The organism is Gordonia sp. 852002-50395_SCH5434458 (assembly GCF_001665905.1).
GTDB lineage: Bacteria > Actinomycetota > Actinomycetes > Mycobacteriales > Mycobacteriaceae > Gordonia > Gordonia jacobaea.
Map to the genome: position 1 here is coordinate 116,252 of NZ_LZTC01000083.1, position 26,549 is coordinate 142,800.

24 protein-coding genes and 1 pseudogene are annotated in these 26,549 nt (G+C 66.5%); 8 read left to right on the forward strand and 17 right to left on the reverse strand.

What is annotated here, in order from left to right:
- Positions 1 to 253: 253 nt before the first annotated feature.
- Complete coding sequence (locus A5785_RS18425; RefSeq protein WP_064868309.1) at positions 254 to 1,405, forward strand: CaiB/BaiF CoA transferase family protein; 1,152 nt, start codon at positions 254 to 256, stop codon at positions 1,403 to 1,405.
- A gap of 52 nt (positions 1,406 to 1,457) precedes the next feature.
- The gene (locus tag A5785_RS18430; protein WP_064868258.1) at positions 1,458 to 2,273 is read left to right on the forward strand and encodes a mycofactocin-coupled SDR family oxidoreductase; all 816 of its coding nucleotides are present in this window, start codon (positions 1,458 to 1,460) and stop codon (positions 2,271 to 2,273) included.
- Between the two features lie 128 nt (positions 2,274 to 2,401).
- On the opposite strand, the gene A5785_RS18435 is transcribed toward A5785_RS18430, so the two are convergent.
- From A5785_RS18435 to mftA, 5 genes and pseudogenes are all read right to left on the reverse strand, one after another.
- Complete coding sequence (locus A5785_RS18435; protein WP_085941918.1) at positions 2,402 to 3,613, reverse strand: IS30 family transposase; 1,212 nt, start codon at positions 3,611 to 3,613, stop codon at positions 2,402 to 2,404.
- 412 nt (positions 3,614 to 4,025) lie between these two features.
- The gene (gene mftD / locus A5785_RS18440; protein ID WP_005203889.1) at positions 4,026 to 5,228 is read right to left on the reverse strand and encodes a pre-mycofactocin synthase MftD; all 1,203 of its coding nucleotides are present in this window, start codon (positions 5,226 to 5,228) and stop codon (positions 4,026 to 4,028) included.
- Positions 5,229 to 5,318: 90 nt separating this feature from the next.
- Positions 5,319 to 6,599: a mycofactocin radical SAM maturase gene (mftC, locus tag A5785_RS18445; protein ID WP_005203888.1), complete on the reverse strand. Its 1,281-nt coding sequence runs from the start codon at positions 6,597 to 6,599 to the stop codon at positions 5,319 to 5,321.
- A gap of 115 nt (positions 6,600 to 6,714) precedes the next feature.
- Positions 6,715 to 7,071, reverse strand: coding sequence for a mycofactocin biosynthesis chaperone MftB (gene mftB, locus A5785_RS18450; RefSeq protein ID WP_064868261.1), 357 nt, complete (start codon positions 7,069 to 7,071; stop codon positions 6,715 to 6,717).
- Positions 7,071 to 7,145: pseudogene (gene mftA, locus A5785_RS23815) on the reverse strand (mycofactocin precursor MftA); the annotation flags it as partial. The pseudogene mftA and the gene mftB, both read right to left, overlap by 1 nt.
- Positions 7,146 to 7,315: 170 nt before the next feature.
- Between mftA and mftR the strand changes: the two are divergent.
- From mftR to A5785_RS18480, 5 genes are all read left to right on the forward strand, one after another.
- Complete coding sequence (gene mftR, locus A5785_RS18460) at positions 7,316 to 8,002, forward strand: mycofactocin system transcriptional regulator (protein WP_231895488.1); 687 nt, start codon at positions 7,316 to 7,318, stop codon at positions 8,000 to 8,002.
- A 165-nt stretch (positions 8,003 to 8,167) separates the two neighbouring features.
- Positions 8,168 to 9,331 carry a lipase family protein gene (locus A5785_RS18465; RefSeq protein ID WP_005203884.1) on the forward strand — a complete coding sequence of 388 codons (1,164 nt, stop codon included), beginning with the start codon at positions 8,168 to 8,170 and terminating at the stop codon, positions 9,329 to 9,331.
- Positions 9,332 to 9,489: 158 nt separating this feature from the next.
- Positions 9,490 to 10,545, forward strand: a complete 1,056-nt coding sequence (locus tag A5785_RS18470; protein ID WP_005203883.1) for a ferredoxin--NADP reductase — start codon at positions 9,490 to 9,492, stop codon at positions 10,543 to 10,545.
- A 1-nt stretch (position 10,546) separates the two neighbouring features.
- Positions 10,547 to 10,939 carry a DoxX family protein gene (locus A5785_RS18475; protein WP_005203882.1) on the forward strand — a complete coding sequence of 131 codons (393 nt, stop codon included), beginning with the start codon at positions 10,547 to 10,549 and terminating at the stop codon, positions 10,937 to 10,939.
- Entirely contained in the window at positions 10,936 to 12,291 is a 1,356-nt protein-coding gene (locus A5785_RS18480) for a chloride channel protein (protein WP_005203881.1), read from the forward strand. Before A5785_RS18475 ends, A5785_RS18480 begins: the two co-directional genes overlap by 4 nt.
- A 58-nt stretch (positions 12,292 to 12,349) precedes the next feature.
- On the opposite strand, the gene A5785_RS18485 is transcribed toward A5785_RS18480, so the two are convergent.
- The 11 genes from A5785_RS18485 to A5785_RS18535 all read right to left on the reverse strand — a co-directional run bounded on the left by A5785_RS18485 (position 12,350) and on the right by A5785_RS18535 (position 24,765).
- On the reverse strand, positions 12,350 to 13,078 hold the full coding sequence (locus tag A5785_RS18485) for a DNA alkylation repair protein (RefSeq protein ID WP_005203880.1): 729 nt from the start codon (positions 13,076 to 13,078) through the stop codon (positions 12,350 to 12,352).
- A 30-nt stretch (positions 13,079 to 13,108) separates the two neighbouring features.
- The gene (locus A5785_RS18490) at positions 13,109 to 14,320 is read right to left on the reverse strand and encodes an NAD(P)/FAD-dependent oxidoreductase (RefSeq protein ID WP_005203879.1); all 1,212 of its coding nucleotides are present in this window, start codon (positions 14,318 to 14,320) and stop codon (positions 13,109 to 13,111) included.
- A gap of 84 nt (positions 14,321 to 14,404) precedes the next feature.
- Positions 14,405 to 14,968 (reverse strand): hypothetical protein, encoded by a 564-nt coding sequence (locus A5785_RS18495; RefSeq protein ID WP_005203878.1) that lies wholly within the window; start codon positions 14,966 to 14,968, stop codon positions 14,405 to 14,407.
- On the reverse strand, positions 14,965 to 15,624 hold the full coding sequence (locus A5785_RS18500) for a hypothetical protein (RefSeq protein WP_005203877.1): 660 nt from the start codon (positions 15,622 to 15,624) through the stop codon (positions 14,965 to 14,967). The genes A5785_RS18495 and A5785_RS18500 overlap by 4 nt, the downstream gene beginning before the upstream one ends.
- Positions 15,621 to 16,166, reverse strand: a complete 546-nt coding sequence (locus A5785_RS18505; protein WP_005203876.1) for a hypothetical protein — start codon at positions 16,164 to 16,166, stop codon at positions 15,621 to 15,623. Before A5785_RS18505 ends, A5785_RS18500 begins: the two co-directional genes overlap by 4 nt.
- A 26-nt stretch (positions 16,167 to 16,192) precedes the next feature.
- Positions 16,193 to 16,825, reverse strand: a complete 633-nt coding sequence (locus tag A5785_RS18510) for a hypothetical protein (protein ID WP_174273022.1) — start codon at positions 16,823 to 16,825, stop codon at positions 16,193 to 16,195.
- Positions 16,826 to 16,943: 118 nt separating this feature from the next.
- The gene (locus A5785_RS18515) at positions 16,944 to 17,606 is read right to left on the reverse strand and encodes a TetR/AcrR family transcriptional regulator (protein ID WP_005203874.1); all 663 of its coding nucleotides are present in this window, start codon (positions 17,604 to 17,606) and stop codon (positions 16,944 to 16,946) included.
- Positions 17,603 to 18,937, reverse strand: a complete 1,335-nt coding sequence (locus A5785_RS18520; RefSeq protein WP_005203871.1) for a cytochrome P450 — start codon at positions 18,935 to 18,937, stop codon at positions 17,603 to 17,605. Before A5785_RS18520 ends, A5785_RS18515 begins: the two co-directional genes overlap by 4 nt.
- Before the next feature lie 142 nt (positions 18,938 to 19,079).
- Positions 19,080 to 20,099, reverse strand: coding sequence for an o-succinylbenzoate synthase (locus A5785_RS18525; RefSeq protein ID WP_039854921.1), 1,020 nt, complete (start codon positions 20,097 to 20,099; stop codon positions 19,080 to 19,082).
- A gap of 26 nt (positions 20,100 to 20,125) precedes the next feature.
- Positions 20,126 to 20,929, reverse strand: coding sequence for an alpha/beta fold hydrolase (locus A5785_RS18530; protein WP_373278528.1), 804 nt, complete (start codon positions 20,927 to 20,929; stop codon positions 20,126 to 20,128).
- 50 nt (positions 20,930 to 20,979) lie between these two features.
- Positions 20,980 to 24,765 carry an NACHT and WD repeat domain-containing protein gene (locus A5785_RS18535; protein ID WP_064868264.1) on the reverse strand — a complete coding sequence of 1,262 codons (3,786 nt, stop codon included), beginning with the start codon at positions 24,763 to 24,765 and terminating at the stop codon, positions 20,980 to 20,982.
- Positions 24,766 to 24,957: 192 nt separating this feature from the next.
- On the opposite strand from A5785_RS18535, the gene A5785_RS18540 reads away from it, so the two are divergent.
- The gene (locus tag A5785_RS18540) at positions 24,958 to 25,257 is read left to right on the forward strand and encodes a response regulator transcription factor (RefSeq protein WP_005203855.1); all 300 of its coding nucleotides are present in this window, start codon (positions 24,958 to 24,960) and stop codon (positions 25,255 to 25,257) included.
- 267 nt (positions 25,258 to 25,524) lie between these two features.
- Here A5785_RS18540 and A5785_RS18545 read toward each other — a convergent pair whose 3' ends face one another.
- Entirely contained in the window at positions 25,525 to 26,463 is a 939-nt protein-coding gene (locus A5785_RS18545; RefSeq protein WP_064868267.1) for an alpha/beta hydrolase, read from the reverse strand.
- Between the last annotated feature and the right edge of the window lie 86 nt (positions 26,464 to 26,549).

The window sequence follows — 26,549 nt, forward strand, 5'->3', positions numbered from 1 at the left end:
CCGATGTGCAGCGCGCGAAGTAACCGCCGCCGAAAACTTTGTGCACCTATTTCCCCGGAATCGGCGCCGAGGCGTTCTGCGAACGCGCGCGACGGCCGAACGATCGCCCCCGGCTCTGCCGAACGATCGCCCCCGGCTCTGCCGAACGATCGCCCCCGGCTCTGCCGAACGATCGCTCGGTATGGCATTCTGGGGCGACGGCGTGACGCCCACCACACAGGTGGGCGCGCCATATCCGAGCGGGAGGAAATCCATGAACGCACCGTCGACGCCCGACGCGGCAGGCACGCCCAGCGCGGGCGCATCGTCGAAAAGCGTTGGTACAGGTGGCCCGCTGAACGGTATACGGGTTGTCGAGTTCGCGGGTATCGGTCCCGGTCCCCATGCGGCGATGATGTTGGCCGACCTCGGGGCCGACGTGATCCGCATCCAGCGCCCCGGTCAGCTACCCGATCCGGCGCGCAACGCCGACGCACTGCTGCGGGGCAGGCGCGTCGTCGAGGCCAACCTCAAGGATCCGGCCGATCGGGAGGAGATCCTGCGGCTCATCGGTAAAGCTGACGTTCTTCTCGAGGGTTTCCGTCCCGGCGTCATGGAGCGACTGGGTTTTGGTCCGTCGGATCTGGAGTCGGTCAATGAGCGCCTCGTCTACGGACGCATGACCGGGTGGGGCCAGGACGGTCCGCGCGCGCCGCAGGCCGGCCACGACATCAACTACATCTCACTGACCGGAATGTTGCACGCCATCGGGCGGGAGGGTGAGCGTCCGGTGCCGCCGATGAACCTCGTCGGCGATTTCGGCGGCGGTTCGATGTTCTTGGTGATGGGTGTGCTCGCGGCGCTTGTCGAGCGTGCGTCGTCGGGTCGCGGACAGGTTGTCGACGCCGCGATGGTCGACGGCGCTTCCGTTCTGGGACAGATGATCTGGGCTTTTCGAGGCACGGGTTTGTGGAGCGACGAACGCGGCACCAACATGCTCGACACCGGCGCGCCGTACTACGAGGTCTATGAGACGTCGGACGGCAGGTACATGGCCGTCGGCGCTATCGAGCCGCAGTTCTACGCGGAGATGCTCCGCGGCCTCGGACTGACCGACGCCGACCTGCCCGGGCAGAACGACGTCGCCAACTGGCCGAAGCTGCGGCAGATCTTCACCGAGACGTTCGCGTCGCGTACTCGCGACGAGTGGGCCAAGGTCTTCGACGGAACGGATGCCTGCGTGTCACCGGTGCTCACGTTCGCCGAGGCTCCCGACGATCCGCATATGGCCGCGCGCGCCAACCTCGTGGAGATCGACGGCGTCCGTCAGGCGCAGGTCGCTCCGCGGTTCTCGCGCACCGCGCCGTCGACGCCGCGTGGTCCCGACCGTGAGGCCGTCGACGCTGCTGCTGTCTGGACGGACTGAGCTCGGCAGATCCGACCGCGCGCGATAACTAGAACGTGTTACAGTTCTGCCCATGGGACAGTTCGACGGCACAGTCGTCTACATCACGGGTATCGCGCGCGGTCAGGGTCGTAACCACGCCATCCGTTTCGCGCGTGAGGGCGCGTCGATCATCGGGCTCGACATCGCCGACACCGTCGCCGACTACATCACCTATCCGCCGTCGACCGAGGCCGACCTCGCCGAGACGGTAAGGCTCGTCGAGGAAGTCGGTGGCAAAATCCTTGCCCGCCAGGGTGATACGCGCGACCTCGCCTTCCAGGAGCAGCTGGTCGCCGACGGCGTCGAGCAGTTCGGCCGACTCGACCACGTCGTCGCCAACGCAGGCATTCTGTCGTGGGGATTCACGTGGGAACTGCCGGAACAACAGTTCGCCGACGTTCTCGACGTCAACGTCACCGGCACGTGGAAGACCTTGCGCGCCACCATCCCAGCGCTGCTCGACAACGACGCCGACAACCGGTCGATCGTGGTCGTCTCGTCGGTGGCGGGACTCAAGGCCATGCCGATGCAGGCCGCCTATAGCGCGTCGAAGTATGCGCTGACCGGCCTCGCTCAGACAACTTCAAAAGAGTTGGCGCCCAAGAACATTCGCGTCAACTCCGTGCACCCCTACGCGGTCGACACCCCGATGGGCATCGCCGACACCTCCGCCATGCGGATCTTCGAAATGGGCGAGTACACACGCTATTTCATCTCGATGATGGACCACTTCCCCGTCGCCTCCACCGACGACATCAGCGACGCCGTGCTGTACCTGACCTCACCCTTGGCCCGCGCCGTCACCGGCGCCCAGTTCCAGATCGACATGGGCAACTCCAAGGTCTGAGCTGCGTCGGGCGCGGACTCGGGCGTGACGACTGTGCGCTCGAGAATGCCGAGTGGGCGCCCGAGAGCGTCCACTGTGCGCTCGAGAATGTCGACTGGGCGGGCGGGTTCAAGGGATTGTGGCAACACCTATGGCTGAGTGTGTGAGGTTAGCAGTTCGGTGAAGGCTTCGGTGGGGGTGCGGAATCCGAGTGCGGCGCGTGGTCGGTTGTTGAGTGCTGCGGCGACGTGGTCGAGGTGGTCGCGACTGTGTACCGATAGGTCGGTCCCTTTCGGAAAGTATTGGCGCAGTAGCCCGTTGGTGTTCTCGTTGGTGCCACGCTGCCAGGGCGAGTGGGGATCACAAAACCACACCTTCACATTGTGATCGATCGCGATCTGGGCATGAACCCCACGCATCTCCGAGCCCTGATCCCAGGTGATCGAACGCCGAAGGTGCGCCGGCAACCCGCCGATCGCCACCTGCAACGCAGCACGCAGGTCCTCACCGGTGCGTGTGGTCGGCATATGCAGCAACATCACATACCGGGTCGAGCGTTCGACCAACGTGCCGATCTGCGAACGCCCGTCACGGCCCACGATGCAGTCACCTTCCCAGTCACCGGGAACCGCACGATCACCCACCTCGGGGGGACGATGAGCGATCAGCAACTCCCGCGGCACGATACTGGGGCCCGTCGTGGACGCGGTACGCGGTTTACGCGCTGCCCGACCCGACCTCAACGACGCCTTGACCTGCTTTTTCATCTCCCCACGCGGGAACACATACAAAGCCTGATAGATCGCTTCATGACTGATGCGCATGCCCTCATCCTCCGGGAAATCACGCACCAGCCGAGCGCTGATCTGTTGCGGCGACCAGTACTCGTCACCACTGAGTTTGTCCCACACATACGCGCGTAACCGATCATTGTCCTCCAGCTTGCGCAACTTCGGACGCGCCCGCCGACGCTGCGCGCTGCGATGGGCGTAGGCCGCCCCATACGGGCGGTGCACAGCCCGGTTACGCCGCAACTCACGACTGATCGTCGACGGGGAACGCTGCAGATCACGCGCGATCTCGCGGACCCCAAGACCCGCAGCGGTCTTGTGCGCGACCAGATCACGCTCCTGCGCCGACAAATACCGTGACTGCGGACCAGGCCCCTGTTCATCCACTACGCTCGGCCGGGCAACTCGAGGGATCACTCCTCCATGTTTGGCCACCAACCGGTAACCCAACCGAGAAGAGAACCCCGCGCGTCGCGCGGCCAGCGCCGTGGGCATACCCTCCCGCCGCGCCTGCCAAAACTCCCACACTGCCAACGGCGGCATCGACTGACCACGCCTCAACACCCGCATCACACACCCCAATCACTCAGAGTGTTGCCACGTTCCCTTGAACCCGCCGCGCCCGAGAGCGTCCACTGTGCGCTCGAGAATGTCGACTGGGCGCCCGAGAGCGTCGACTGTGCGCTCGAGAATGTCGACTGGGCGCGTCGCAGAGTGCCGAGTGCGCTTTTGGTCAGAGCGTCGAAGACGCACGCGTTAACGCTGAATGACCCTCCCCCACTTGATGATCCAGCACGCAGGGCCACATCCGGCGCACACTCGACATGATCAAGCGCCCGCTCGACGACCCGCGGCGCACACTCGATGTCGAAAGCACCCACTCGACGATCAGAAGCGCACAGTCGGCAGTATCAAGCGCACAGTCGACGCGACGCACCGTCGGCGCACAGAAGTGCGCTCGACGGTGCGTCCGCGTGCGGGGTCAGGCGTCGCCGAAGGACCGCTCGAAGCCCGGCTGGATGATCAGGTCGTCGCGCGAGAGTTCGTGAACGCTCTTGTGGCCCAAGCCCATCACGACGCCGTCGAGTCCCATGCGCAGCAGGTCGAGCACATTCTCGACGCCCGCCTGGCCGTTCGCGGCCAGACCCCACAGGTAAGCGCGACCGACCATCACCGCGCGAGCGCCGAGGGCAACGGCCTTGGCGACGTCGCTGCCGCGTCGGATACCGCCGTCGAGCAGCACCTCGATCTGGTCTCCGACGGCGTCGGCGATGCCCGGAAGAAGGCGAATCGTCGCGGGCGTGCCGTCGAGGTTGTTACCACCGTGGTTGGAGACCGACAGCGCTGTGGCGCCGATGTCGACGGCGCGCTTGGCGTCGTCGAGCCTCGTGACGCCCTTGACCATGAACGGTCCGCCCCACTGCTCGCGCAGCCACTGCAGGTCGTCCCAGGTGGGCGGCGGGGTGTTCATCCACTCGCCGTAGGCGCCGAAGAACGTCGGCCCCGGCTGTCCCTTGCCCTTTGAGACGTTCGGCGCGGTCAGGTCGGGGATGATGATCTTGCCGTCCTGAATCCAGTCGAGTGCATAGCGTGGCTTGACCGCGATCTCCGGTGCCAGCCGCAGCAGCGCCTTGAAGTCGACTTTCTCCGGGATCTCGGGGCTTCCCCAGTCGCGACCGATGTTGAACACCCAGTCGGTGGTGACGATGAGCCCCTTGGCGCCAGCCTCCTTCGCGCGCATGGCGCGGGCGAGGATGTCGTCGCGGCTGCCGAGCCAGTAGATCTGGAAGAAGATCTTGTCGTTGACAGCCGTGACCTCTTCGATCGGGTGAGATGCGAAGCTACTCAACCCCATTGCGGTTCCACGGGCCGCGGCTGCCCGGGCCACCGCGACCTCGCCGTCGGGATCGACGGCCTGCACGCCCGTCGGGGAGATCATCACCGGGAACGAGAGTTCCTGACCCATGACGGTGGTCGCCAACTCACGATCGGGTTGGGCGCCGACAACATGTGGCGTGTACTCGATCTCGTCGAATGCAGCGACGTTGTCGTGGGTGGTGTGCCCACCCTGCGTTCCCGCTATCAACGACGAGTAGACCGACTTCGGCAAGCGCTTCTTTGCTCGACGCTGCGCCTCTTGGACCGTCTCGAACCAGGGGTTGCGCGCCCAGGGATTGCTGACCATGGTTGTGTTCCTACCTATTTCATCATGCCGCGGGCACGTTCGGATGAGCCCGGTGTCGGACCGAGCGGGATGCGTGCTCGTGCTGGGTTGTTACAGCGAGAAGCCCGCGAGCGGGTTCTCGTCGCAGTTCTTCGACGGCGGGCCACCGACCGGCGCCAAGTCGCCGTCGGGCCTGCGAGTCATCAGGGTCAGGGGTGTCCCGCGCGAATGATCTTTGTTCGCAGTGGGTTTGGATCGCTCGCCGGCGAGCAGCTCCTCACCGAAACCCTGCACACATTCGGGATCGGGTCCCGCGAGCGGCAGACCCGTGAAGAACTTGGCCGCCATGCAGCCGCCGCGACAGGCGTCGAAGTGCGCGCACTTCGTGCAGGCGCCGGCGTTCTGCGGCTCGCGTAGTTCGGTGAAGAGGTCGGAGTTCTGCCAGATCTCCTTGAACCCGCCGTCGGAGACGATGTTGCCCGCGAGGAAGTTCTCGTGAATCGCGAAGGGACACGCGTAGACGTCGCCGACAGGATCGATCAGGCAGACCACGCGTCCGGCGCCGCACAGATTCAGGCCGGGCAGACCCCCGCCGCTGCCCGATCCGAATGCCGACAGATGGAAGAACGAGTCGCCGGTGAGCACGTTCTCACCATGTGCCACAAGCCATTCGTAGAGCTCGCGCTGCTGAGACGGCAGCGGGTGCAGGTCATCCCAGACGTCGGCGCCGCGACCCGACGGACGCAGCCGCGTGATGCGCAGCGTGGCGCCATAGCGATCGGCGAGCGCCTTGAACTCGTCGAGTTGCGCGACATTCTGCCGCGTCATCACGACGCTGATCTTGGCGTCGCGGAAGCCCGCATCGGACAGATTCTCGAGCGCCCGTACCGCCATGTCGAAGGAGCCCGGTCCGCGGACTGCGTCGTTGACCTCTGCAGTGGCACCGTCGAGCGAGATCTGCACGTCGACGTAGTCCGACGCCGCCAGCCGCTGTGCGACCGCCTTGTCGATACGTAAACCGTTGGTAGAGAACTTGACTCCCACCTGATGACTGGTGGCGTAGTCGACGAGTTCCCAGAAGTCCGGTCGCACAGTCGGTTCGCCGCCGCCGATGTTGACGTAGAACACCTGCATGCGCTGCAACTCGTCGATGATCGCTTTGCACTGCTCGGTGGAGAGTTCGCGGGGATCGCGTTTGCCCGACGACGAGAGGCAGTGCACGCACGCGAGGTTGCACGCGTAGGTGAGTTCCCAGGTGAGACAGATCGGGGCGTCGAGGCCTTTCTCGAACTGGTCGACGAGCCTGCCGACCTTCGGCGGACGGGCCGACGTCGCGATCGCGGAGGTCGCAGCGAGTTCAGTTGCGCTGGGCGGCAACTCGAGTGTGGTCATGGTGACTCCTTGAAGCATGCGTGGACGAGCAGGCACGAAGAGGGCTGGTCTTCTGCGGTCTGAAGTTCAGGCGACGCCCGAAAAGATCAGCGCCGGAAAGCTCATCGCCAAAACATCAGCGACGACAGATCATCTCCGACGACGCGAGCGCGGCGAGGGCCTGGAGGTAGAGCGGTCGCGAAGCGCTGTCGATGCCCGCGGCGTGCAGCGCGTCGTCGGCGCTGTCGTGATCGCGCAGGGACTCGACTATGCCGACCACCGCGAGGTTCTTGAGGAACGAGAGCTTGCGGGTTCCGAAGTGATAGAGCAGCGCACCGAACGGCTCGGGCCGCAGCGCCACCTTCGGATTGAGCTGCCACGCCTGCGTCGAATCGAACGCGTGCAACGTCGGCGCCGACTCTGCGTGCGGTACCGGATCACCGGTGGCCGCGTCGCGACCCCCGGTGACCGGAAGGGATGTCGGTGCGGACATCAGTAGACCCCGCACATCCCGTCGATCGACACCTCTTCGACGAGCGACTCGCCCACGAGTTCGGCGTCGACATCCGCCGGAACGCCGGTGGTTGCCGCAACATCCTGTGCAGACTTGGCTGACTGATCTGCCATGATCTAGACCTCCTTGTGTTGGTGAAGTGAAGTGGATCACGCCACACTATAATGGCACCGGGTGCAGGAAAACACCTGAAAGCGAAAACTATCCGGATGGACAGGTGAGGATGAACCCTTCGGACCCCACGCCGATCCGTGCAGTGACACCGGACGGCAGAGCCGCGGCGACACCGGACGGCGCGGCCGCAGCGCCCGCGGGCGGCAGAGCCGCAGCGACACCGGGGCGCAGGCCCATCACGACGCGCGACGAGATCAGCACCATCGCGATCGACATGTTCACCGAGTCGGGCTTCGAGAACACCAGCGTCGACGACATCGCCGACGCCGCGGGCATCGCGAGGCGCACACTGTTCCGCTACTACCCGTCGAAGAACGCGATCTGTTGGGGCGACTTCGACGCACATCTCGACGACATGCGCACGCTGCTCGCCGCTATCCCCGCGGATCTCCCGATCGCCGCGGCCCTGACCGACGCTCTGGTGTCGTTCAACGCCGTCGACGACGACTACCTCGAACACCACCGTCGTCGAATGTCACTTCTGCTGGGAGTACCTGCGCTGCAGGCATACTCGATGCTGATGTACGCGGAGTGGCGTCGTGTGGTTGCCGAATTCTGTGCGCGCAGACTGGGACTCGACGTCGACGAGCACGTGCCGCAGACCATCGGCTGGATGTGCCTGGGCACCACCCTCGCCGCGTACGAGCAGTGGCTCGCACACCCCGACTCCGACCTGACCGCGCTGATCGTGTCGGGCTGCGCGACTCTCGCCGACGGCCTGGGCGCCCTGCACTGAACGGCCCTGCACCCGATCCCGGCCCGACCCCTGCGCAAATACACGTGTTTCTGACAGACGCGAGCAAAGCTTCGCGTGCATCTGTCAGAAACACGTGTTTCTTCGGCGCCGGCCCCGTATTCTGCGCTGGCCTAACAATTCACAGTTCTTCCGGAGGTCGCAGTCGTGAGAGTCGCCGTATCCACCAGAGCGGCACTCGCCGCGGCCGCCGCTACGCTGAGCCTGGCGTTGACGGCGCCGCTCGCCGACGCCGCTCCCCCTGCTCAAGCTCCCACTGCACGCGCCGCGACCGAATCCGGTACCGCCGGAACGGTTATCGACACGCAAGCGCGGCCCGACGGTTGGCGCGGCGCCGCCCACGGCCTCGCGATCGACTACTGGACGCGCGGAGCAGACGGCAAGCCGGTGCCTGCGAGCGGCGGCCTCCTACTCCCCGCAGGCAAGGCGCCGGCCGGAGGCTGGCCCGTCGTCGCCTATACCCACGGCACCTCCGGTTACGGACCGGGCTGCGGCGGCCAGAGTGGCCCGGACGCGAAGGCGGACAGGTTCACCTCTCGGTTGTTGGCGTCCGGCTACGCGGTCGTCGCGCCCGACTACGTCGGCCTCGGCCGCTTTCACACCGGCGTGCACCCCTACCTGAACAACGACTCCGAGGGCGCGGCAACCATCGACCTCCTGCACGCGGCACGCAGTGTCGAACCAAGTCTTGCCAAGAAGTGGGTGGTAGCTGGTCCGTCGCAGGGTGGGCAGGCCGCGCTGGCCACCGCGCACATGCAGAGCCGTTACGGCGCGCCAACCGATTTCCGCGGTGCCATCGCTGTCGACCCCGAATCCGACGTCGAGAAGGTGATGGCCTTCCTCGGGCCGTACGTCCCGCCGGCGCCTGCCGTGCTGGAGAAGGCCTACGGCTACCTGCTCGCCGTCCTTGCGGGCAATCGCGTCGCCGACCCGGCCGTCGACGTCAACAGCTATCTGTCGCCGTACGGACGCAGCCTCGTCGACAAGGTCGGTGACGGCTGCCCAGCCCCGACGGTTCCGGCGGGAACCGCGTTCGGCAGCCTGCTCGCCAAGCCGCTCGGTTCGCCGGAACTGCGTGCATCTCTCGACCGGTACATGTCGGTGCCGACGTCGGGCTACACCAGGCCGACGCTGCTGCTTTTCAACGCACTCGACCTCACGGTTCCCTCGCCGCTGCATGCCAAGCTCGAAGCCGACTTCGTCGCCAACGGTGTCGACCACCGGACCGTCCTCGGGACCGGGAGCCACACCGAGATGAACGCAGCACAGTGGGCGGCGTGGGACGACTTCCTGCGGACGGCACTCGCCTAGTTCTTGCCAGACTGTCGCTCCCCGACGGTCCTGCCCCGACAAGCCCACAGTCCAGCCGTTACCCTGGGCCGATCGGCTACGCTAGGCTGAACTAGAACATGTTCTCGTTTTGGCCGAACCCGGCTGCGAGAACGACAGTACGCAGGAGACTCCGCGAGATGGCAGAACTGACCCCGCACGGATCACGCAGTGTGATCCTGACCGTGGCCGAGGTGATCGACGAGACCGCCGATGCGCGTTCGATCGTGTTCGAGATCCCCGACGAACACAAGGACGCGTTCACCGACTACAAGCCGGGCCAGTTCCTCACACTTCGCATCCCCAGCGAGCAGACCGGCTCGGTGGCGCGTTGCTATTCACTGGCCTCCTCGCCAGCGACCGACGCGCTACCCAAGGTGACGGTGAAGCGCACCGTCGACGGCTACGGCTCGAACTGGGTGTGCGACAACCTCGCCGCAGGCACGCAGATCGAGGTACTCCCACCGTCGGGGGTGTTCACTCCACGCACTCTCGACGACCCGCTACTCCTCATCGCCGCGGGCAGCGGCGTCACTCCGGTGATGTCGATCCTCAAGACCGCCCTCGCGTCGTCGACGGTCCCCGTGGTCTTCTTCTATGCCAACCGCAGCGTCGACGACGTCATCTTCTCGACGGAACTCGACGAACTGCTCCGCGCCAACGCGGATCGGCTGACCGTCGTCCACTGGCTCGAGACCGACAGGGGTCTGCCCACCGACGCCGCGCTCGCCGAGATCTTCTCTCCCTACGTCGGGCACACCGCGTACATGTGTGGCCCCGGCCCGTTCATGGACGCGGTGCACCGCGCCCTCGACACCGCCGGATTCGCACACCACGACGTTCACACCGAGGTGTACAACTCACTGGCAGGCGACCCCTTCGCCGACCATGAGCTCGCCGAGGTCTCCGCCGACGAACAGGCCGCAGCGGCCACCGTCGAGGTCGAACTCGACGGCGAGACACACGAACTCACCTGGCCACGGAGCCGATCGCTCATCGACATCATGCTCGACGCCGGGCTCGACGCCCCGTACTCCTGTCAGGAGGGCGAATGTGGTTCGTGCGCCTGCACATTGACCGAGGGTAGCGTCGAGATGGACAACGACGGCGCGCTCGACCCCGAAGACATCGAGGACGGCTACATCCTGGGTTGTCAGGCACACCCCACATCCGACCGACTGCGAATCGAGTTCTGACATGGCGCCAGACGTCCCCTCCAACCGTCTGGCGCGCGTGCTCGGCGGCATGCTGCTCGGAATGGGCGCATTGCACTTCGCCGTACCGAAACCCTTCGACGAGATCGTGCCGCCCGAGATCGCCGGAGCGCTCGGCACCGATGCCCGCACACTGACCTACGCATCGGGCGTCGCCGAGGTCGGCATCGGCGCCGGATTGCTTGTGCCGCAGACCCGTCGACTCGCCGCGGGATCGGCTGCCGCACTCTTCGTCGCGGTCTATCCGGCCAACATCAACATGGTCCGCATGTGGTGGCACAAGCCAACGGTGTACAAGGCGATCGCGATAGGCCGACTCCCCCTTCAGATTCCGCTCATCGCAGCGGCCGTAAAAGTCTTCCGCCACTCGAAGTGACCACCGACGACCACAGCTTTCACCGCATCGACGACGACCGCCTCGACGCACGAGCGCTGGTTCTGCTGACTCTCGTCGCGGCGGCGGCGGGTGTGGTCGCGGGTTTCGTCGGCGGGGCGTTCCGCTGGCTGCTCACCCGACTCGACGCCTGGCGGGTCGACGTCGTCGACTGGTCTGATCACCACGGTCCCGTGGGTTGGCTTATCCCGCTGGCCATCTCAGCGACGGCTGCGGCCGCCGCGACGTGGATCGCGATCAAGGTGCCACGCGCAGCGGGCAGCGGAATCCAACATGTGGAGGCCGTCGAACGTGGACAGGCCGAGCCACCGTCGTTGATGGTTGTGCCTGCGCGCTTCGTCGGAGGACTGCTGTCGATCGGCGTCGGCGGTCTCGTGCTCGGTCGCGAAGGCCCGACGGTGCACATGGCCGCCGCGATCGGTGCTGCAGCAGGGCGATGGTGTCGGGCGAGCAAGGACGAGATCCGTGGCCTGCAGACAGTTCTGTCCGGCGCCGGGTTCGCCGTGGCGTTCAACGCTCCGATCGGCGGAGCGATGTTCGTCTTCGAGGAGGTCGCCAAGAAGGTTCGCATCCGAGAGGTCGTGTGGACGCTTGCAGCGGTCGCGACAGCGGTCACGTGCTCGCGCGTCGTCCTCGGTGACATGCCCGACTTCAAGGTCTCGAACGTAGCCGCCCCGGCTCTGGGTACGTTGCCGCTCTTCATGGTCTTCGGCGTCCTCGTCGGACTTCTCGGTGTCGGCTACAACTGGCTGATCAGAGCGTGCCTGTCGTGGTTTGAAGCGCTGCACCGCATTCCGGCGATGGTGAAGGCCGCGATGATCGGCGCACTCATCGGCGCCCTGCTGCTGATCTCACCCGACCTGGCAGGTGGCGGCGACTCACTGACCCAAAGCATTCTCGACGGTCACCGCATCGCGATCATGTCACTTGTCGGATTTCTGGTCATCCGGTTCATCGCGGGACCGCTCTCCTACTCGGCAGGCACACCAGGAGGACTCTTCGCGCCGATGCTCGCGCTCGGCGCACTGTCCGGACTTCTCTTCGCCTGGTTCGTCAACCTCTTCTCGTCGACGCTCGCCACCCAGCTCGCATTACCCCTGGTACTGGTCGGCATGTCGAGCCTGTTCGCCTCCGTCGTCAGGGCTCCGTTGACCGGGATCATCCTGGTGATCGAGATGACGACGGTCACCAGCGCCGCCGTCCCGATGCTCGCTGCAGGCGCAGGCGCCGTCGTGATCGCCTCACTCCTCCGCAGCCCAGCGATCTACGACGACCTCCGTGAACGCATGCTGCGCGCCGACAAAGCGGCCGAGCACCCACCCTCAGCGCAGTAGCAAAAGTGAGCTCAGCCCAGGAGCCGCCTGTGCGCTCAGCGCAGCAGCAACAGTGCGCTCAGCGCAGTGACCGGTAGTGTGCCCGAGCCTCTGGATCGAGGTGTTCAACGGCGTATCCCAGTGCGGTACGGCCCATGTGGGCGGCGTGGTCGTCGAGATAGGACGTGAGTGCTGTGGCGTCGACGCGCTTGCCCGTCTCGCGCAGCATCCACCCGAATGCCTTCTGGATCAGCGGTCGGCGGTCGTCGATCACCAGCGGCGCGACCGCCGCCAACGCCTGTGCGTCGGCGTGTTTGATCCAGGCGAAGGTCCCGATGATGCCGATCCGCTTCTCCCACAGATCATCTCGCGCAGCAAAATCCACCAGCACATCGACATCGCCGCGCTGCCAGGACCATTCACCGAGTATCGGGTCCGCGGACGAGTCGACGAGGTCCCAGTTGTTCACCGCCCCCGCTGCCACCGCCGCAAGGTAGTCCGCGACCCACAGGTCGGCCTCCGCGGCATCTGCACGGTCGAATCCGTCACGCGCGCAGAACAATCCGGCCAGTCGCACCTCGTGGTAGCGCGAGGTGAACAGAGTACGGACCTCGCCGCGACTGATACCGCGGAACCGCTTCGCGATCGCGCGCAGTTGGGGCACGCGGACACCGAGGAACTCGTCGCCGCCGCCGTAGCCACCCGGATGCGCCTGAAAGTACGACGCCATCGACGTGGCGCGCTCCGGATCGGCCAGTGCGTCGACCGCGGCGATCACGTCCTCGGCGGACCCTCCCGCATCAGCCATCCGCACCTCCCAATGCTTCGACGGCATGCCTCATGCGTCGGGCACCAGCTCCGAGATCGGCGTCGGTGTCAGCAGTTTCGGACGTGTCTTCATCACGGCGCCAACCTTGCCCGCGCCGACGACCGCGGTGAGTATTCCGCCCCTGCTGTAGTAGGCGAGGAACTTCTTGCCGTCGTCGGAGACGACGTGGACGTCGTCGTCTGCCCGTGGATCGCCGAGCACCTGGATCTTGACGTCGAACTGATCGCTCCAGAAGTACGGCACGGCGGCCGTCGCGCCTTCTCCGCCGGTGATGTCGGCGGCCACGACCGCAGCCTGCTCGACCGTGTGGTTCCAGTGCTCGACGCGGCGTGGATCGCCCGCGTCGTCGAGCCAGTTGGCGACGTCGCCGACGGCGTAGACGCCCGGCACAGACGTGCGTCCCTGTGCGTCGCAAGCGATTCCGCCGCCGACCTCGCGGGGCGCGAGCTCGATGTTCGACCCGTCGAGGTAATCGGTCACCGGTGTGGATCCGATCCCGGCGACGACGAGGTCGGCGGGCAGGACCGACCCGTCGTCGAGCGTGATCTCGCGGACTGCGCCGCCCTCGCCCGCCACGATCTCGGCGACGCCGACGCCTGTACGCACCGTGACCCCGTTGGCCTCGTGCATCCGCGTGACGAGCGCTCCGATCCGTGGCCCCAGCGCGAGCGCGAGCGGTGTGGGTGCCGGCTCGACGATAGTGACGTCGATGCCTTGCGACGAGAGACTCGCCGCCACCTCGCAGCCGATGAATCCGGCGCCGATCACCACCGCGTTCTGAGCCGCATCGATGGCCGATCGCACCGCGAGAGCATCCGCGAACGTACGCAGGGTGTGCACACCCGATATCGCGTCGGTGCCCGGGAACGCACGAGGCGCCAGACCCGTCGCCAGCACCAACGTGTCGTATTCGACGACGCTGCACTCGCCCGCCTCGTCGACCACGGACACCGTCTTCGCGTCGGTTTCGACGGAGCCGACGGTGGTACCGAGACGCAGCGTGATATCCGAATCGGTATAGAAGGCAGCCGGTTTGAGGTCGACGCGGTCGTCCTTGCCCAGCAGCACCGACTTTGACAGCGGCGGACGATCATACGGCGGATGCGGTTCGGCACCGATCAGCGTGATCGGCTTGTCGTACCCATCGGCGCGGAGGTTTTCGGCCACGCGGATCGCTCCGAGCCCCGCCCCGACGATCACGACACCCGATGTTGCGCTCATGAGATCCTCTCGTTCGGCACGATCACACTCCCCGATAGGCGGCCGTCGGCGAATGATGCCTCGCGTCCAAGCGATGCCTCTCCATCAGCGCGTGATGTCCCCGACGGGTGTGAGGTCGGCCAGTAACCAGTTCCCGTCGACACTACGCATGTGCGCCCACCGAGCAATAGGGGTTCTGGTCGGCGAATTCTCGTCGCTCGAGCCTGCCGAGTTCCCGAGCGTCTCGTCGACGAAGACCAGGACGCGCGCAGCCGACGTGGTGTATGACGCAACACCTGCGTCGAGGACGTCGGCCCCGACGGTCAGTCGGCCCGCAACCGCGCCGGGCAATACGGCGTCGGGACCATGGAGTGCGTAGCGGGTTGCGAGCGGATCGGTCAGCCCGGCGGCCACCGTGTCTCGTTGCTTGTCCGACGCATTCGGCGCCACACGCAACGTCTGTTCGACGATCCGTTCGGTGGCCGTCAGCAGCGCCGAGCGCGCCGCGTCATCCGGTGATGGTCTGTCGGTGTACGCACGGGTCCACGACACCGCCGCGACAACCAACGCCACGACGACGATCAGCGACGCCGCGAGTAGCGCTCTGCGCGCACGACGCGGCAGCCTGTGATGGGCGACGAGCGGTCTCGTGCCGGCACCAGCGCTCATTTCACCACCACCTCGGCGGTCTTCCACGTCCTGCCGACGCGTTCAAGCAACAGGCGCACCGTGAGCACATCGGTGTCCGGGTCTGCGCCCAGCAGAGCTGGATCGGAGGCCTGCGTGGTGACGAGCGCGTCGGCACGCGCCCCGTCCGACGTCGACGTCGGGTCGCTGATCAGTCCGGCCGCGATCACCCGACCCGACATCCCGTTCTCCGCGGAGGAGACCGCGGCGATGAGTGCGTCACGTGCCTTGCTGAGCCGATCATGCTCTGCGCCAGTACTGTTCGCGATGATCCGGTCTGCGTATCCGGTCGCGTCCTTCGGCGTCGCGGTGAGCATCGCCGTCACCGCATCGCGTGCTGCGGTCAGCGCGGCATGTTGCCCGGCTGCGCGTTCATCCTGCCTGTGATCGACCACGGCGAGCACTGTGATCGCCACCAGCCCGCAGACGACAAGGGCTGCGGCACAGGATAATCCGATACGCAGCGAGCGAGACCGGCGTCGGGCACGCGCGCGTAGCGCATCTGCCGCGTCGATCCGCCCGCGTCGCGCCGTCCGAGTGGCCTCGTCGACCCGAGCGGCAGCCGCCAGAACACGCTCGTTCTCCGACGATCCCGACTCGTCCGATCTCGCCTTCTCGGACTTCCCGATGTCACTCACGCGAGCACCTCGACTCCGGTCACGAGCCAGCGACCGTCGATCTCGGTGAATGATGCACTCACCGTTCGCTTCTCGGTGACCGGAGCGGCGTCTGCACGAGTCGTGGTGACCGTCGCGGTCATCAGCACCGTTCCGCTGTCTGTCTGCGCATTGGACACCGCGACGTCGCCGGGTCGCCATTCGACAGCCGTAACACCGCCGTCGGGTGCGCGACCGAGTTGCGCGGCAAAGCCTTCCGCGAAGTCGCCCGCGACGAGACTGCGGGCGCGGGCGCGATCGGTCTGCCACGTCGCCGAGTGCACGGTGAAGACCGCGGCGACCGTCGCCCCCGCCTGCTCACGCAGCTCGGTGCGGGCCTGCTCGACAGCACCGTTGCGTGCCACCGCACGCGACGCCACCACGACGCCCGCCGCCACCGCGGCGAGGAGGAGCGCGGCGCACAGCAGTAGGGCGACGGCACGGCGGGTTCCGATGATCCGGGTTCCGATGATCCGTTGTCGGCGAGCCTTACTCGTGAGCTCCCGAGAATCTGCTGGGCTCATGTCCCCAGCACTCATTTTCTCAGCACTCATGGCAGGTACTTGACGGCGCTCACTTTGAGCGCCCCGTCGTCGGGCACGACCAGCATCGTCAACCGGAACTCGCGCACCGGCGTCTGCTGCTGACCGCGATAGCTGACTGCAGCCGCGACGAGGACCGTCGCGTCGTCGCCGGAGCGCGCCGAGACCCCCGACGCGTCGACCGTCGCATCTCCGACGGTTCCGGTGCGTCGCACGTACTCGGTGTAGCTGCTCGCCGATTGGGCGAATTCGTCGTGGAATCCGCCCGTGGCCCGGTCGAGGATGCGCCGTGCACGGGCGGGGTCTGCAGGATCGGCCGACAGCAGCAGCGACGCCACCTCGGTGGCGGTGTGCCGATAGTCGTCGTCGGTGTAGGCATGCGCCGCCCGCACCCACGCGGCCACTCCGACGCCCGCCGCGACGACGGCACCGATCACCACCAGCCCGACGAGCACCCACCAGATCCGACGCACGCCGGGCCGTATTCCTGCGTCGACCTCGGCGTCGAGCAGGTCATCGAGGGCGCTGCGCAATTCCGCCCGCGCACCGCGCTCGTTCTCGAGGAGCGTCCGATCGCTCGCCACGGACCCGTCGACGGACACACCTCCCGTCGACGAACCCGAACCTGCGCGCCGCATCATGACGCACGCCCTCCCTGTCTTGTACTGCGCGTAAGGAGCCACGCCACCGGCACACTTCCTCGTTCACTGAACCCACCGACGCGACTTCGCATCCACCCTAGGGCGTGGGAACGCACTCTCACCAGATCATCGGAGCGAGGAACGTCGCCGCGAAGTGACGCACACTGCTCGGCTCGCGCCGCGAATCATCCGATGCCGGCATTTCCAGATACGAGATGACCAGTCGCACATGAGTTTCCACAGCTTGAGTGAGATCGTCGGCGGGCATCTGCGCGCCCGCGTCACGCAGCACTGCGGCGATGCGCGCCGTGGCGACCTCGACGAAGAGCGCACCGAGTTCGGCGGTGAGTCGCTTCACGCCGTGATCGGCGAGAATCAACCGGTTGAGCAGCGGATCGTCGGAGATCATCTGGGCGCCACGATAGAACGCCTCAACGACGGCGTCCGACGGCCCGAGTCCGGCCACCGCGGCGCCGAGTGTGCGCATACCCCGCTCGTACCGGTCGGCCGCGACCGCGAGCAGCAGAGCGTCTTTGTTCGGGAACCGGCGATACAGCGTGCTTCTGCTGACCCCGGCGCGCGCGGCCACCGCATCGACGTTCGCCTGCGCTATCCCGGCAACCGTGAACTCGTCGGCCGCAGCGGCGAGGATCGCCGTCTCCTGGTCCGCGGGACTGCGGGTGTTACGACGCTTACGCTGTCGGACGTCGCGAGGCGGCTCCCCCGACTCCCCAGCGTGTGCGGCGCCAGCAGTACGTTCCGCTGCTCGTCGAGCGGTCATCGCCGCCACAACGTGACGGGGAGCCGGTCGTTGGGAACCGGTAATGCGCTGTAATCCATCGGCATTCGATAGTCGGCGGGCACCGACCACTCGTAGCCGCGCAGCAGTTGATGCATGATCGTCTTGATCTCCATCTGCCCGAAGTACAGGCCGATGCACTTGTGCACGCCACCACCGAAGGGCGCCCACGCCATCCGGTGCTGTTTGTCCTCAGCACGGTCGGGCATGAACCGCTCGGGGTCGAATCGGTCGGGCTCCGAATAGATCTCAGGGTCGCGATGATTGGTCAGCTGCGAGATCGAGACCATCGTGCCCTCAGGGATGAAGAAGTCGCCGATGCGGGTGTCGGCGATCGCCGCGCGCGGCTGGGACGGCACCGGCGGACACAGCCGCAACGACTCCTTCATCACGAGGTCGAGAGTGCTCAGCGAACCGAGATCGTCGTATCCGAGTTCGCTTGGCAGCTCATCTGATTCGTCGCGCGCACGCTGTTGCCACTCGGGGTGGCGGGCCAGGTGGTATGCCATCTGAGTCATGGTGATCGTCGAGGTGTCGTGTGCGGCCATCAACACGAAGATCATGTGGTTGACCACGTCGTCATCGGTGAAGCGTTGCCCCTCTTCGGTTTCGGCGTGGCAGAGCACCGAGAACAGATCGGGAGTCTCCCGCGCCCGTTTGTCGGCGATCGCGGAGGAGAAGAACTCTTCGAGAACTCGACGCGATCGCAGACCCTTCCACCAACGTCCACCGGGAACAGGTTTGCGCACCAACGCAACTCCCGCACGCACCGTCTCGATGAACGCCTTGTTGAGACGGTCTGCCTCGTCCCGAGGCAGTTCGACGCCGAGGAACACCTCGAGCGCGACGTCGAGCGTCAGTGCTTTGAACTCGTTGGCCAACAGCACCTTTTCCGTGGGGAACCGCTGCATGCGATCGAAAATCATGGGCGACATCTCCTGCATGTAACCCTTGAGTGCCGTGTTGGAGAACACCTGCTGCATGAGCAGCCGGTGGTGACGGTGCTCGTCGAAGTCGAGCAGCATCAGACCGCGATTGAAGAACGGACCGATGAAGTAACCCCAGGCGGGCCCGTTGGCGAACGCACGGTCACGGTTGCGCAGGATCTCGTCGGCGGCGTCGGCTCCGGATGCGACCACCACCCTCAGCCCGAGCGCGTTGATTCCGTAGATCGGGCCGTACGCAGCGCGGCGCGCAGCCGAGTAGCCGAACGGGTCGCGGCGCATCGACAGCACCTCGAGCATCCCGTTGCGGTCGGCACACGGGACCGCGCGCAGTCCACTTCCCGCAGGCGCTGGAGCGATGATCGTCATGTCGCAGCCTTCCGTCCAGGTGGATCAGAGCAGGTGGATCTGAGCAGCTGGACCAGCTACACAACCGACCCGCACCCGAAGTGAGCGCACTGTCGATGTGATCCAGCTCTCACCCCATTGGAACAGATCGGCGCAAATGTCTCTATGGTTTCGTGAAGTCCGGCTCGGCGCCGCGTCGACGCAGCACGTCGTGACACCGGCGCACACGGTCGTGCCACCACGCTGTCCGCTCGGGATCGGCGGCGGCGTCGTCGGACACGAGTGCGGCGTCGGGGCCAAACCATCTCGGGGCGACGACGCCGTGTTCGGGCAGGAACGGGTCCGCGACGTCGACGGCGAACAACGAGCCGGTGCCGAGTCCGCACGCGAGGTCGAGACGGTCGAGCGCCGCCGCGGCAGCCACGCCCGCAGCCATTCCCACCGCAGTGTCGAGGGCGCTGGACACCACGACGGGCAGACCGATCTCGTCGGCCAACCGCAGTACCGCACGCATGCCGCCGAGGGGTGCCACCTTGAGCACCGCGACGTCGGCAGCGTCCGCGGCGACGACCCGCATCGGGTCGGCGACTTTACGGATCGACTCGTCGGCGGCAATCGGTACCTCGACCGCACGACGCACCTGGGCCAACTCGTCGACGGTCGCACACGGCTGTTCCGCGTACTCGACGTCGCCGATCGCACGGATCGACGAGATCGCCTGCGCCACAGACCACTTCCCGTTGGCGTCGATCCGGACCCGAGGTATCACGGCGCGAGCTGCCGCAACACGGTCGACGTCGTCGGACAGCGACTGCCCGGGCTCGGCCACCTTCACCTTGGCTGTCGTCGCTCCCGGGTAACGAGCCAGGATGTCGGCGACCTGGTCGGCGGCGACGGCAGGCACCGTCGCGTTCAGCGGAACGGAGTCACGTTGTGCGGCAGGCGGTCCGAGGTAGGCGGCTTCGATGCCGGCCGCCAACCACGCCGCCGACTCCTCGTCGTCGTACTCGACGAACGGACCGAACTCGCCCCATCCCGCCGGACCACGAAAGATCAGCGCCTCGCGGCGGGTGATACCGCGGAACCGTGTCCGCATCGGCAACGCGACGACCCGCGCGGTCTCGAGGATCTCCTCGACCGGGGGCAGCGATGACCCGCTCGGGGCGGCATCTGTTTCCGTCATGTCGGCACCCTTCATTTCCCCGTCGTTCATGTCACCACCGAGAGGAAGTCGCCCGCCAGACTCACGAACCGAGAGCCCTGATCACGGTGAACCGAGTGGCCGGCGTCGATGATCTCGAATGAGCCGTCGGGAAGTCGCTCGCTCAGCGCCCGAAGATGCCGTGGCGGAAGGAAACTGCGTTCACCGCCGGAGATCACCAGTGTGCGCGCACGCACGTCGTCGAGTGCGGCCCACCACTGCGGTGCGGCGACCGCGAACTCGGCATTGACCTGATCGGTGACCGACCGGTCGTAACGCAGGAACGGCCGCGGATCGGCGAGCAACTGTCCCAGGCCGCGTATGCGTTCGCCGAGTGTCGCGTCGACCGCGATCTCCTCGGCGAGATCGGCGTCATCGCGGGGCATCGGCGGGACCTCCTCGAGCACGAGGCATCGGACTCGCCCGGGTTGATCCATCGCGACACGCAGCGCGGTGTGCGCACCGAGGGAGTGGCCGGCGAGGTCGACGGTATCGAGACCGAGTTCGTCGAGTACGAACGCGACGTCGGACCGAAAATCATTGAGCCCGTATCGCTTCTCGCGACTGCTCACTCCGTGCCCGCGCAGATCCATCGACACAACTGCGCGGCCGCGGCGTCGTAGTGCCTTGGCGAACGCCCGCCAGGTGGTGTGGTCGGAGGCCATGCCGTGCACCAGAACCACCGGTACGCCGTCGTCGAGTGACCCCGACACCTCGACGGCAAGCGATTGCGCTCCGGATGTCGTGGGTCCGGACGTCGTAGCTCCGGACGTCGTATCGGTGTCGATGCGGGGCCGACGGAATGTACGCACGTCTACCAAGGGTAGTCACGCGGCGTGTCACAGGCCTGCGGGCGGGCCGGTCACCGCCTACACGGCGAGGTGTAGTCGAGACCGCGGATATACGTGCGCCACTCCTCCGGCGTGATCGGGTCGGCGCCGTGAGCGCACTGTTCGTCGATGATCTGTCCCGGGCTCAGTGTCCAGGTCTCCATGAAGCCTCCCTGCCCTGCCGCGACGATGCGGTCGCCGGGGAGGAAGCGGACGTCGTACACGCGGCCCGGATACGACCGCAGCACCACCTCTGCCTGAGCATCAGCGAGGTTCCACACCCACACCTCTGAGTTGCTCCCACCCGCGATCACCCTCTTGCCGTCCGCGGAGAATCCAGCGCTGTAGAGCTGCCCGGCAGGTCCGGACAGTTCGGCCGTCCTGCGCGGATGCCGCTTGTCGGAGATGTCGGCCACCTCGACATTGCGTTCCTCCGACGTCGACACGATCGATGTGCCACTGGCGTCGAAGCGCACCGACAGCGCCGAGGCCTTGAACGTGATCGGATCGGGATATGCCTGCGGCGCAGCGGGATTGGAGAGATCGATCAGTCGCACCGGACCCGTCACCGTTGCGACGGCGGCCGTGCGCCCGTCGGGACTCAGAGACGCCCACGCGATCCCGCCGCCGGCGTCGAACGTGGAGACGACACGAGGGGCCGACAGCGTCGTGGCGTCGATGACCGTCAGGTTGTTGCCGTCGGTGGCGCCGGTGACCGCCAGACCGGACTTCTCGCTGTAGTCGACAGTCTCGTTGAGTGTCGGTTGCGCCGCGACGCTGCCCACGACGCGTGGCTGTTGCGGATTCGAGTAGTCGGCAAATTGCACTGTCCCGGTGACTGTTCCGGTGGTGACCACGCGACCCGACGGAGACATCACCACGGCACCCGAGTACACAAGTCCCGCAGCAGGTATCAGGTCTGGTCCGCCGCGCACGATCGCTGACGGCTCGACGCGCCACTGCGTGATCCGACCGTCGGTGCCCGTGTCCGCGGCGACGATCGTCGTCGCGTCGCGGTTCGCCGGTATCTGGTAGACGCTGTTGGTACCGACCGACGTCATGCCGAGAACCGGAGGCCAGTCCTGGACCCGCCCGTCCTCGCTCGACGAGACGATGTCATCGCCCGCAAAGACCACCGACACCGAGTTCGACGACCCGGTCAGAACCCGAGGTGCCGCAGCCGGATTCGAGCGGTCGAACACCCGAATCGTGTTGTCGGCACCCGCGCCGACGACTTTCGTGTCGTCGCCGTTCAACGCCACCGCATTGACGTAGCTGTTGAAACCACCGAAACGCGCCACCGAGCGTGGTGCTGCGGGATTCGCGACGTCGAACTCCTGGATCACCCGACTCCGCAGCCCGGCGAGCAGTCGCGTCCCGTCGCGCGTGTAGACGAGTCCCTGCGCGAGTTCGTTGTCGCGCCATTCGTCGAGTGGTATCTCGCCCGACGGGACGAGCGCGTCACCGTCGATCCGCCAGAGATCCACCCGGCGGTTCGCGCTGCTGGTCGCCAGCGACTTTCCGTCCGAGCTGAACGCTGCCGCCCCCGCGACGCCCGCGACCTTCGCGGGCAACGGAACCGACCGCCAGGTCTGCCCCTGTGCTACCCATGCCTCGACACCCCTGTCCGGAACAGACGCCACGACAAACCGGCCGTCCGGGCTGACGGTGAGTCTGTTGATGTCGCCACTGACATCGGGAAAGTCGTAGCGCCGCAACGGATGTGCGGGATCGGCGATGTCCCAGGCGGTGATCGTTCCGCGTCCGCCGAGTAGCAGCGTGCGGGCGTCGGGCATCAGTGCGACACCCGCCAACCGCCCGCCACCGCCGGGCGCACGGAACTCGGCGACCCTCGACTGCACCCCGTCATCGTCGACCTTGAAGAGACGGACCTGACCGCCCGCGCCCGCCGCCGCGATCAGTGAGCCGACGCGCGACATGAGCACCGAGCCGGGGTCGCCGAGATATCGGGTCGGCACGCCGCGGCCCGTTGCGTCAATCAGACGCGAACGTGCCTCGAGCGTCGGTGATGCCTCGTAGGCGATCATCGCCAGCTGCGCCGCCATGAACGGATCACGCTCACCGAGTTCTGCCGACTGCACCGACAACTGCCGGCTCAGTGCCTCGTTTCTCGCAGTCTCGGCGGCCTCTCGCTGATGGACGGCGTTCACACCCGCGGCGACGGCGGCGACAGCACCGATCACCGCGACGACCCCGAACACCGCGGCGAACAGTGCCACGCGCCGCAACTGAGCGGATCGACGCTTCTCGCGGTCTGCCTCTGCCGATCGTCGAGCGGTCGCGGCAGCCAGGAACTCGCTGCTGACCGGGTCGATCGGGTCGTCGTCCGACTCCTGCGCCAGTTGGTCGAAGACCTCCAATCGCGGCCCACCGATCAGCATGTCGTCCGGCCTGCCGTCGGCGTCCCACGGTTCGGAGTACGCGCGCAATCTCCGACGCAACAGGAGTTGTTCACGGTCGTCGTCGATCCATCCGCGCAACCGCGGCCACGCGGTCAGCAATGCCTCGTGGGTGACCTGCGCATGCGACGACGACACCGTCACGAGGCGGGACGCCGCGTAGTTCTCCAGCACGTGCGCGGCGCGGGAGTCCCCGTCGGCGGTCAGTTCGTCGAGCGGAACCCGACGTCGGGTGACCCCGTCCTCGTCGACGTTGACCATCGCGAGCAGCATGCGTCGCGCGATCTGTTGCTCGTCCGCGGACAGCTCTCCGTACACCTTCTCCGCTGCCTGCTCGACCGCACCGCCGATGCGCCCGGTCGCGAGGTAGTCGCGCACGGTCATCCGCCGACCGTCGGATTGTTCCCAGGTCGCGAGCAGCGCGTAGGAGAGCAGGGGCAGATCACCGGCTGCCGTCGAGCCCGCCGCGGGCACGGCGTCGTCGAGGAGCATGTCGACGAGGTCGGGCTCGACCTCGACGTCGGCGACGCGCGCCGGCCCGACGATGACTTCACGCAACTGCTCACGCTGCATCGGCGGAACCACCAACTGGGCGTTCTCCAGCGTCTTGGGCACCCACGGCACGACGCGTCCGTAGAAGTCGGCGCGCAACACCCCGACGGGGACGATGTCGGAGCCGGGCGCCTGCGCGGCGTCGAGAATCCGCGTGATCGCCTGCTTGCGCACGTCGTCGGAGTTCTGCGTCCACATCTCCTCGAGCTGATCGATCACGAGCAGCGCGGGCCGATCGGTGTTTTCGTGCGCGGCCAACTCGTCCATCGCCGCGTCGAGGGCCGCCAAGGCGTCGTCGCCCGGCGTCATCACCGCGCACCGCCAACCGGCGAGCGGCCCCTCGTGGACGACCTGCGCAAGGAGGCCCGCACGGACGAGCGACGACTTTCCGACACCCGACATTCCGACGACCATCACGCCGCGCGCCATACCGCTGGTCTCCCGGTCGGCGCTGCGTGTCGCGACGATGAGGTCGACGAGTCTGGCCACCAGCTCGTCGCGTCCGAAGAAGTATTGATCGTCGGCAGCGTCGAACGTCGCGAATCCGCGATACGGGGAGTCGGGCCGAGTCCGACGACGGCCGGTCCTCCGCGCACTGCGTTCGACGGCCTCCCACCAGGCGGCAACATCCTCGGGATCGGTGACACCGCAGACTCCGAGAACCCTCTCGAACATCTGACGGCTCGCGCGGGTCGGTGCGTGCTGCCCCGCGAACCAACCGGCGACGGTCCCGAGCAATGCGTCCGCATCGGCCGCGACATCCCGCACACTCAGCCCCGCACCGACACGCAATTCCGTGAGTGCGCGACCGAGTTCTTCGCGCGTCGTCACCGACTCCGGCGTCATCAAGCCTCCTGCTCTTTTGTGCAGGTCAGCGTATCGACAGTCGTATCGACTTGCTGTACGGACGCGCCACATTCGACGCGTCGGAAGCACTGCGGTGAAGATAATTCAACCGATGAGACGACAGGTTCGATCACTATCACAACCGTCGACCTCACGGCCCCCAACCGCACTCGGCGTGAACGCAGGGAGTCCATGCACCAGACACCGCTAGTCCAGAATCGACCGATTCCCCTCCATCGAATCGATGCCGCCACCCAGGGGCCGTTGCGCGCGCGGCTGTCCGCGCGCGAGGTCGAGGTCCTCGTGGCGTGGCTGCACTCGGAGTCCAAAGAGGAAGCCGCTCGACAGCTGTTCCTGGGTGCGACGACCGTCAGCACCCATATCTCCCGAATCCGGGCGAAGTACAGCGCGGTCGGCAGGCCCGCGCCGTCGAAGGCCGCGCTGTTCGTCCGAGCCATCCAGGACGGCTACGTCGACCTCGCCGATTGGTGACGCGGGCATAGGTATTGCCAATCGTCGGTAACGCGGATCGTCGAGGTTGCCAATCGTCCGTGTCGCGAATTGTCCATGTCGCGGATCGTCGAAGTTGAATATCGTCCACATCGCACATCGTCGATGTCACGCCCGCGGCCGCGTTGGTGTGACGGGCAACCGCTCCCCATCCTCGGTCACGGGCGTGACATCGGCGTCGCAGAGGACGTCCACGTCAGTCAGACCGTTCCGCGCGTCGCATCCCCTGAAAACGCGCGGAAACATCGGTCACCTGTCGTGGAACCACCTGCTGTTCTTGGCCCGCCAGACCATGTCCTCCCAGTACGCCCACGTGTGGGTGCCGGTACTCGGGAAGTCGGTGGTGACGGGGATCTTCTGGAGGGCTGCGGCGACCTCGAAGGCGCGGGTCTGCGCCAGCGCCGCGACCTCGAGAGGCGTTCCCTTGATCGACGAGACCGCGTCGGTGTTGTAGCGCCCCCACGTTGCCGAACCCGAGGCGATGCGGATCTTCATCCCTCGCATTCTGGGCAGCTGCACGAGCGGGTCGTTGCGCTCCCAGCGCGGATTCCACGGCGGGCCCCACATCGCGTCCGCGCTCAGCGGTCCGACGCCCGCTTCGACCCCGGCGTCGATGAGGGCGACGCGAATCGCCTCGCGCATGGTCGGCGCGGAGAGGTTGAGGTAGCCCGACATCGAGAAGATGTCGGAGATGCGGTTGCGGTGGTAGGCGCCGTAGATCATCGCGGCGTTGCCGCCCATCGAGATGCCCATCATGGCGTACTTCTGTTTCGATCCCACCGCGAGACCGCGTGCGTCGAGCGCACGGATGATCCCGTCGAGGCGGCACGTCCAGCGGTACCGGTAGGCGATCTTGCTCGCCGGGCTCTTGGTCTCCCAGTCGGAGTAGAAGCTCGCGAGGCCGCCGACCGGCTGGATGACGTTCACTCCGGAATCCGCCATCCGCTGGATATGCGTCTCGTGGCGCCAACCACTCATATCGCTGGTGGCACGCAGGCCGTCGAGCGCGATGACCGTCTTGTAATTGCCCGCGCGCGTCCACATGTCGACAGGGGTGGCCGGCATCCCGCAGCCACCGACATAGAAGCGGCCGAAGTAGGCAGCATTTGCCGACCCCGCATTGACCAACCCGACGCTCAACGCCGTCGCGACCAGAACCACCACAACGACCACACGCCGCACGGACACGACGGACCACCACGATCTCTTACGCACCGGTGAACCGTATTGCGGCCGCCCGCACCCATGCCAGGCCAATCGGGCGTCGTGACCAC

Bases quoted from the DNA above. Each gene is read 5' to 3' on its own strand.
- A5785_RS18425 (WP_064868309.1), top strand. From the start codon at position 254: ATGAACGCACCGTCGACGCCCGACGCGGCAGGCACGCCCAGCGCGGGC.
- A5785_RS18430 (WP_064868258.1), top strand. From the start codon at position 1,458: ATGGGACAGTTCGACGGCACAGTCGTCTACATCACGGGTATCGCGCGC.
- A5785_RS18435 (WP_085941918.1), bottom strand. From the start codon at position 3,613: ATGCGGGTGTTGAGGCGTGGTCAGTCGATGCCGCCGTTGGCAGTGTGG.
- mftD (WP_005203889.1), bottom strand. From the start codon at position 5,228: ATGGTCAGCAATCCCTGGGCGCGCAACCCCTGGTTCGAGACGGTCCAA.
- mftC (WP_005203888.1), bottom strand. From the start codon at position 6,599: ATGACCACACTCGAGTTGCCGCCCAGCGCAACTGAACTCGCTGCGACC.
- mftB (WP_064868261.1), bottom strand. From the start codon at position 7,071: ATGTCCGCACCGACATCCCTTCCGGTCACCGGGGGTCGCGACGCGGCC.
- mftR (WP_231895488.1), top strand. From the start codon at position 7,316: ATGAACCCTTCGGACCCCACGCCGATCCGTGCAGTGACACCGGACGGC.
- A5785_RS18470 (WP_005203883.1), top strand. From the start codon at position 9,490: ATGGCAGAACTGACCCCGCACGGATCACGCAGTGTGATCCTGACCGTG.
- A5785_RS18475 (WP_005203882.1), top strand. From the start codon at position 10,547: ATGGCGCCAGACGTCCCCTCCAACCGTCTGGCGCGCGTGCTCGGCGGC.
- A5785_RS18485 (WP_005203880.1), bottom strand. From the start codon at position 13,078: ATGGCTGATGCGGGAGGGTCCGCCGAGGACGTGATCGCCGCGGTCGAC.
- A5785_RS18490 (WP_005203879.1), bottom strand. From the start codon at position 14,320: ATGAGCGCAACATCGGGTGTCGTGATCGTCGGGGCGGGGCTCGGAGCG.
- A5785_RS18495 (WP_005203878.1), bottom strand. From the start codon at position 14,968: ATGAGCGCTGGTGCCGGCACGAGACCGCTCGTCGCCCATCACAGGCTG.
- A5785_RS18505 (WP_005203876.1), bottom strand. From the start codon at position 16,166: ATGAGCCCAGCAGATTCTCGGGAGCTCACGAGTAAGGCTCGCCGACAA.
- A5785_RS18510 (WP_174273022.1), bottom strand. From the start codon at position 16,825: ATGATGCGGCGCGCAGGTTCGGGTTCGTCGACGGGAGGTGTGTCCGTC.
- A5785_RS18515 (WP_005203874.1), bottom strand. From the start codon at position 17,606: ATGACCGCTCGACGAGCAGCGGAACGTACTGCTGGCGCCGCACACGCT.
- A5785_RS18520 (WP_005203871.1), bottom strand. From the start codon at position 18,937: ATGACGATCATCGCTCCAGCGCCTGCGGGAAGTGGACTGCGCGCGGTC.
- A5785_RS18525 (WP_039854921.1), bottom strand. From the start codon at position 20,099: ATGACGGAAACAGATGCCGCCCCGAGCGGGTCATCGCTGCCCCCGGTC.
- A5785_RS18535 (WP_064868264.1), bottom strand. From the start codon at position 24,765: ATGACGCCGGAGTCGGTGACGACGCGCGAAGAACTCGGTCGCGCACTC.
- A5785_RS18540 (WP_005203855.1), top strand. From the start codon at position 24,958: ATGCACCAGACACCGCTAGTCCAGAATCGACCGATTCCCCTCCATCGA.